This is a genomic window from Streptomyces anandii JCM 4720, assembly GCF_014650655.1.
Taxonomy (GTDB): Bacteria; Actinomycetota; Actinomycetes; order Streptomycetales; family Streptomycetaceae; genus Streptomyces; species Streptomyces anandii.
Genome location: NZ_BMVJ01000019.1, coordinates 145,207 through 150,687 on the forward strand (window position 1 = coordinate 145,207; position 5,481 = coordinate 150,687).

General features: G+C 70.8%; 3 protein-coding genes and 1 pseudogene. All 4 read left to right on the plus strand.

Annotated features, from left to right (window positions below; all coding sequences use genetic code 11):
• Positions 1 to 353: 353 nt before the first annotated feature.
• Positions 354 to 2,294 (plus strand): acyl-CoA dehydrogenase family protein, encoded by a 1,941-nt coding sequence (locus IE249_RS28145; RefSeq protein ID WP_189709153.1) that lies wholly within the window; start codon positions 354 to 356, stop codon positions 2,292 to 2,294.
• Positions 2,295 to 2,628: 334 nt separating this feature from the next.
• Positions 2,629 to 3,891: a 1-deoxy-D-xylulose-5-phosphate reductoisomerase gene (dxr, locus tag IE249_RS28150; RefSeq protein ID WP_189709155.1), complete on the plus strand. Its 1,263-nt coding sequence runs from the start codon at positions 2,629 to 2,631 to the stop codon at positions 3,889 to 3,891.
• Positions 3,888 to 5,192, plus strand: a complete 1,305-nt coding sequence (locus IE249_RS28155; protein WP_506367595.1) for a M50 family metallopeptidase — start codon at positions 3,888 to 3,890, stop codon at positions 5,190 to 5,192. Before dxr ends, IE249_RS28155 begins: the two co-directional genes overlap by 4 nt.
• A gap of 169 nt (positions 5,193 to 5,361) precedes the next feature.
• Positions 5,362 to 5,481 (plus strand): annotated as a pseudogene (locus tag IE249_RS28160) (flavodoxin-dependent (E)-4-hydroxy-3-methylbut-2-enyl-diphosphate synthase); the annotation flags it as partial.

Below are 5,481 nucleotides of genomic sequence, written 5' to 3' on the forward strand. Positions count from 1 at the left end.
TCGACTTCCCGCATGCGCCCCCCAGCCATACGTCGTCGTCACGGGCCACCCGCCGTCCGATCCCCACCGAACGGATGCGCCCAAATGATCCGTGGCTGTGGACCCTATGGCACAGCTGTGCGGTTCGGCCGGGGTTTCCGAGAAATTCATAGGAATTCGGTGAAGGAGTTCACAACTGGCCTTCACGCGGCCCTCACCCGATGCTGGGGGAAACCGCCCCGAAACAGACGGTGGAACCGCCGGTCTCCGTGCGCGAGGGGTGGTGAGTCCGCCCCGTATCGGGTACATACGATCAAGTAGCACTGGTGAGTAACGTACGTCCCAAGATCCCTATTCGCGGCGAGGTGAGCCTCATGTCCGCACCAACGGCCAACAAACGCACCGTCACCGAGCGTGAGGCACGCCAGGTCGCGGAAGCGGCGCGGGAACAGGACTGGCGCAAGCCCAGTTTCGCCAAGGAGCTCTTCCTCGGCCGCTTCCGCCTCGACCTCATCCACCCCCATCCGCTCCCGGCCGACGACGACGTCCAGCGCGGCGAGGAGTTTCTCGCCAAACTGCGCGACTTCTGCGAGACGAAGATCGACTCGGCCCGGATCGAGCGCGACGCCCGGATCCCCGACGAGGTCGTCACCGGGCTCAAGGAGCTCGGCGCGCTCGGCATGAAGATCGACACCAAGTACGGCGGCCTCGGGCTGACCCAGGTCTACTACAACAAGGCGCTCGCCCTGGCCGGTTCGGCCAGCCCCGCGATCGGCGCCCTGCTCTCCGCCCATCAGTCGATCGGCGTACCGCAGCCGGTGAAAATCTTCGGCACCCAGGAGCAGAAGGACACCTTCCTGCCGCGCTGCGCCCGCACCGACATCTCCGCCTTCCTGCTCACCGAGCCGGACGTCGGCTCCGACCCGGCACGCCTGGCCACCACCGCCGTCCCGGACGGCGACGACTACGTGCTGGACGGGGTCAAGCTGTGGACCACCAACGGCGTGGTGGCCGACCTCCTCGTCGTCATGGCGCGCGTGCCGAAGTCCGAGGGCCACCGCGGCGGCATCACCGCCTTCGTCGTCGAGGCCGCCTCCGAGGGCATCACGGTCGAGAACCGCAACGCCTTCATGGGCCTGCGCGGCATCGAGAACGGCGTCACCCGCTTGCACCGGGTGCGGGTGCCCGCGGCCAACCGCATCGGCGAGGAGGGACAGGGCCTGAAGATCGCCCTGACCACCCTGAACACCGGCCGGCTCTCGCTGCCCGCCATGTGCGCGGGCGCGGGGAAGTGGTGCCTGAAGATCGCCCGCGAGTGGTCCGCCGCGCGCGAGCAGTGGGGCAAGCCGGTCGCGCTGCACGAGGCGGTCGGCTCCAAGATCTCCTTCATCGCGGCCACCACCTTCGCCCTGGAGGCGGTGCTCGACCTGTCGTCCCAGATGGCCGACGAGAACCGCAACGACATCCGCATCGAGGCCGCCCTCGCCAAGCTCTACGGCTCCGAGATGGCCTGGAAGATGGCCGACGAGCTGGTCCAGATCCGCGGCGGCCGCGGCTTCGAGACCGCCGCCTCGCTGGCCGCCCGCGGCGAACGGGCCGTGCCCGCCGAGCAGATGCTGCGCGACCTGCGCATCAACCGCATCTTCGAGGGCTCCACCGAGATCATGCACCTGCTGATCGCGCGCGAGGCCGTCGACGCGCACCTCTCCGTCGCCGGCGACCTCATCGACCCCGACAAGTCCCTCACGGACAAGGCGAAGGCGGGCGCGAACGCCGGTGTCTTCTACGCCAAGTGGCTGCCGAAGCTGGTCGCCGGGCCCGGACAACTCCCGCGCTCCTACGCCGACTTTCACCCCTCGGGCCACGTCGACCTCTCCGGTCACCTGCGCTATGTCGAACGGCACGCCCGCAAGCTCGCCCGCTCCACCTTCTACGCCATGTCCCGCTGGCAGGGCCGGATGGAGACCAAGCAGGGCTTCCTCGGGCGGATCGTCGACATCGGCGCCGAACTGTTCGCGATGAGCGCGGCCTGCGTGCGCGCCGAACTCCTGCGCACCGAGGGCGACCACGGCCGCGAGGCCTACCAGCTCGCCGACGCCTTCTGCCGCCAGTCCCGCATCCGGGTGGAGGAACTCTTCACCCGCCTGTGGAGCAACACCGACGACCTCGACCGCAAGGTCGTCAAGGGCGTGCTCGGCGGCGCCTACGAGTGGCTGGAACAGGGCGTCATCGACCCGTCGGACGACGGCCCCTGGATCGCCGACGCGCACCCCGGTCCGTCCACGAAGGAGAACATGCACCGCCCGATCCCCTGACGCCCCACCCGGATCCGGCGGCCGGGCCTTCCGGGGCCCGGGCCACCGGATCCGCCACGCCGGCCACCGGCACCGTGCCCGGCCGGCCCTCGCCGGGCGCCGCCATGGAGCGCCCCCCGGCCGGGCGCCGCGCCCCGGAGCGGCGTCCTGGGCACGGCACGGCGCCCCGGGGCGGCCCCTGCCGGGTGCCGCGCGCTCCGGGGCCCGCGCGCCGGGGGTGTCCCTCCGGGGCCCGCTCGCCGGGTGCCGGGGCCGGGGCCCTGGTGGGCGGGGGTGGGGTCCGTCCGGGGGATGCGCTGTCCTTTCCGGGGGGCGTTGCGGCCACAATGGGGGGATGAGCGACAGTCCAGCCCCTCTCGCCGATCCGCATCTCGTGTTCGACCCCGTCGCCGGGGACGGTCCCAAGGACGTGGTGGTCCTCGGGTCCACCGGGTCCATCGGCACCCAGGCCGTCGACCTGGTGCTGCGCAACCCGGACCGCTTCCGGGTGACCGGGCTCTCCGCCAACGGCGGGCGGGTCTCCCTCCTCGCCGAGCAGGCGCACCGGCTCAGGGTGCGGACCGTCGCGGTGGCCCGGGAGGACGTCGTACCGGCGCTGCGGGAGGCGCTGTCGGCGCAGTACGGCCCCGGCGAGCCGCTCCCCGAGATCCTCGCCGGGCCCGACGCGGCCACCACACTCGCCGCCTCCGACTGCCACACCGTCCTCAACGGCATCACCGGCTCCATCGGCCTCGCGCCGACCCTCGCCGCCCTGGAAGCGGGCCGCACCCTCGCGCTCGCCAACAAGGAGTCGCTCATCGTCGGCGGCCCGCTGGTCAAGGCGCTCGCCAAGCCCGGCCAGATCATCCCGGTCGACTCCGAGCACGCCGCCCTCTTCCAGGCCCTCGCCGGCGGCACCAGGGCCGATGTGCGCAAGCTGGTCGTCACCGCCTCCGGCGGCCCCTTCCGCGGCCGTACCAAGGAGGAACTGGCACACGTCACCGTCGAGGACGCCCTCGCCCACCCCACCTGGGCCATGGGTCCGGTGATCACGGTCAACTCCGCCACCCTCGTCAACAAGGGCCTGGAGGTCATCGAGGCGCACCTCCTCTACGACATCGGCTTCGACCGCATTGAGGTGGTCGTGCACCCGCAGTCGTATGTCCACTCGATGGTTGAGTTCACCGACGGATCCACCCTTGCCCAGGCGACGCCCCCCGACATGCGCGGGCCCATCGCCATCGGCCTCGGCTGGCCCGAGCGCGTCCCCGACGCGGCGCCCGCCTTCGACTGGAGCAAGGCCTCGACGTGGGAGTTCTTCCCGCTCGACGACGAGGCCTTCCCCTCGGTCGGCCTCGCCCGCCACGTGGGCCGGCTCGCCGGGACCGCCCCGGCCGTGTTCAATGCCGCCAACGAGGAGTGCGTCGACGCGTTCCTGCGCGGCACACTGCCCTTCAACGGGATCATGGAGACCGTGACACAAGTGGTCGAGGAGCACGGCACCCCCAGCGCGGGAACTTCGCTCACCGTGCCGGACGTCCTCGAAGCGGAGACCTGGGCCCGCGCCCGGGCCCGCGAACTGACAGCCCAGACGGCGACCGCGGAGGCGCGTGCATGACGTCCCTGATGATGATCCTCGGCATAGTCGTCTTCGTGGTGGGCCTGCTGGTCTCCATCGCGTGGCACGAGCTGGGGCATCTGTCCACCGCCAAGCTCTTCGGCATCCGCGTGCCCCAGTACATGGTCGGCTTCGGCCCCACCATCTGGTCGCGGCGCAAGGGCGAGACGGAGTACGGCTTCAAGGCCATCCCGTTCGGCGGGTACATCCGCATGATCGGCATGTTCCCGCCCGGCGACGACGGCCGTATCACCGCCCGCTCCACCTCGCCCTGGCGCGGCATGATCGAGGACGCCCGCTCGGCCGCCTTCGAGGAACTCGGTCCCGGCGACGACAAGCGCCTGTTCTACACGCGCGCCCCGTGGAAGCGGGTCATCGTGATGTTCGCGGGCCCCTTCATGAACCTCGTCCTCGCGGTCGCGCTGTTCCTCACCGTGCTCATGGGCTTCGGCATCTCGCAGCAGACCACCTCGGTCAGCTCCGTCTCCCAGTGCGTCATCGCGCAGAGCGAGAACCGCGACACCTGCAAGAAGGGCGACGCCCCCGCCCCGGCCGCGGCCGCGGGCCTCAGGGCGGGCGACAAGATCGTCTCCTTCGACGGGATCGCCACCGACAACTGGAACAAGCTGTCCGACCTGATCCGCGCCAACCCCGGCAAGCAGGTCCCCATCGTCGTCGAGCGCGGCGGCCACGACGTCACCCTGCACGCGAAGATCGCCACCAACCAGGTCGCCAAGAAGGACTCCCACGGCCAGATCGTCCAGGGCCAGTACGTCACCGCCGGCTTCCTCGGCTTCAGCGCCGCCACCGGCATCGTGCGCCAGGACTTCGGCCAGTCCGTGACCTGGATGGGCGACCGGCTCGGCGAGGCCGTCGACTCCATCGCGAGCCTGCCCGGCAAGATCCCGGCCCTGTGGAACGCCGCCTTCGACGGCGCGCCCCGCCAGCCCGACTCCCCGATGGGCGTGGTCGGCGCGGCCCGCGTCGGCGGCGAGATCTTCACCCTGGACATCCCGCCCACCCAGCAGCTGGCCATGGCCCTGATGCTGGTCGCCGGCTTCAACCTCTCCCTGTTCCTCTTCAACATGCTGCCGCTGCTCCCGCTCGACGGCGGCCACATCGCCGGCGCGCTGTGGGAGTCGCTGCGCCGGCACCTGGCCAGGGTGCTGCGGCGCCCGGACCCCGGTCCGTTCGACGTGGCGAAGCTGATGCCGGTGGCCTATGTGGTGGCCAGCGTGTTCATCTGCTTCACCATCCTGGTCCTGATCGCCGACGTGGTTAACCCCGTCAAAATCTCGTAGCCACGCGCTGTTCGCGGCGGCCGGGCGGGCTCCCCGCCCGGCCGCCTTCCAATGAGTGGTTTGCCGGGTGGGATGTGCTGGCGCCAGGCCACGTACCGTAATCTCGAAGCCTGGAGCCCGCCGCTGAACGGGGCCGGACCTTGATCCACGACTTGGGGTTGCACAGCAGATGACTGCGATTTCTCTCGGCATGCCGTCCGTTCCGACCAAGCTCGCCGAGCGCCGCAAGAGCCGGCAGATCCAGGTCGGGTCCGTGGCGGTGGGCGGGGACGCGCCGGTGTCGGTGCAG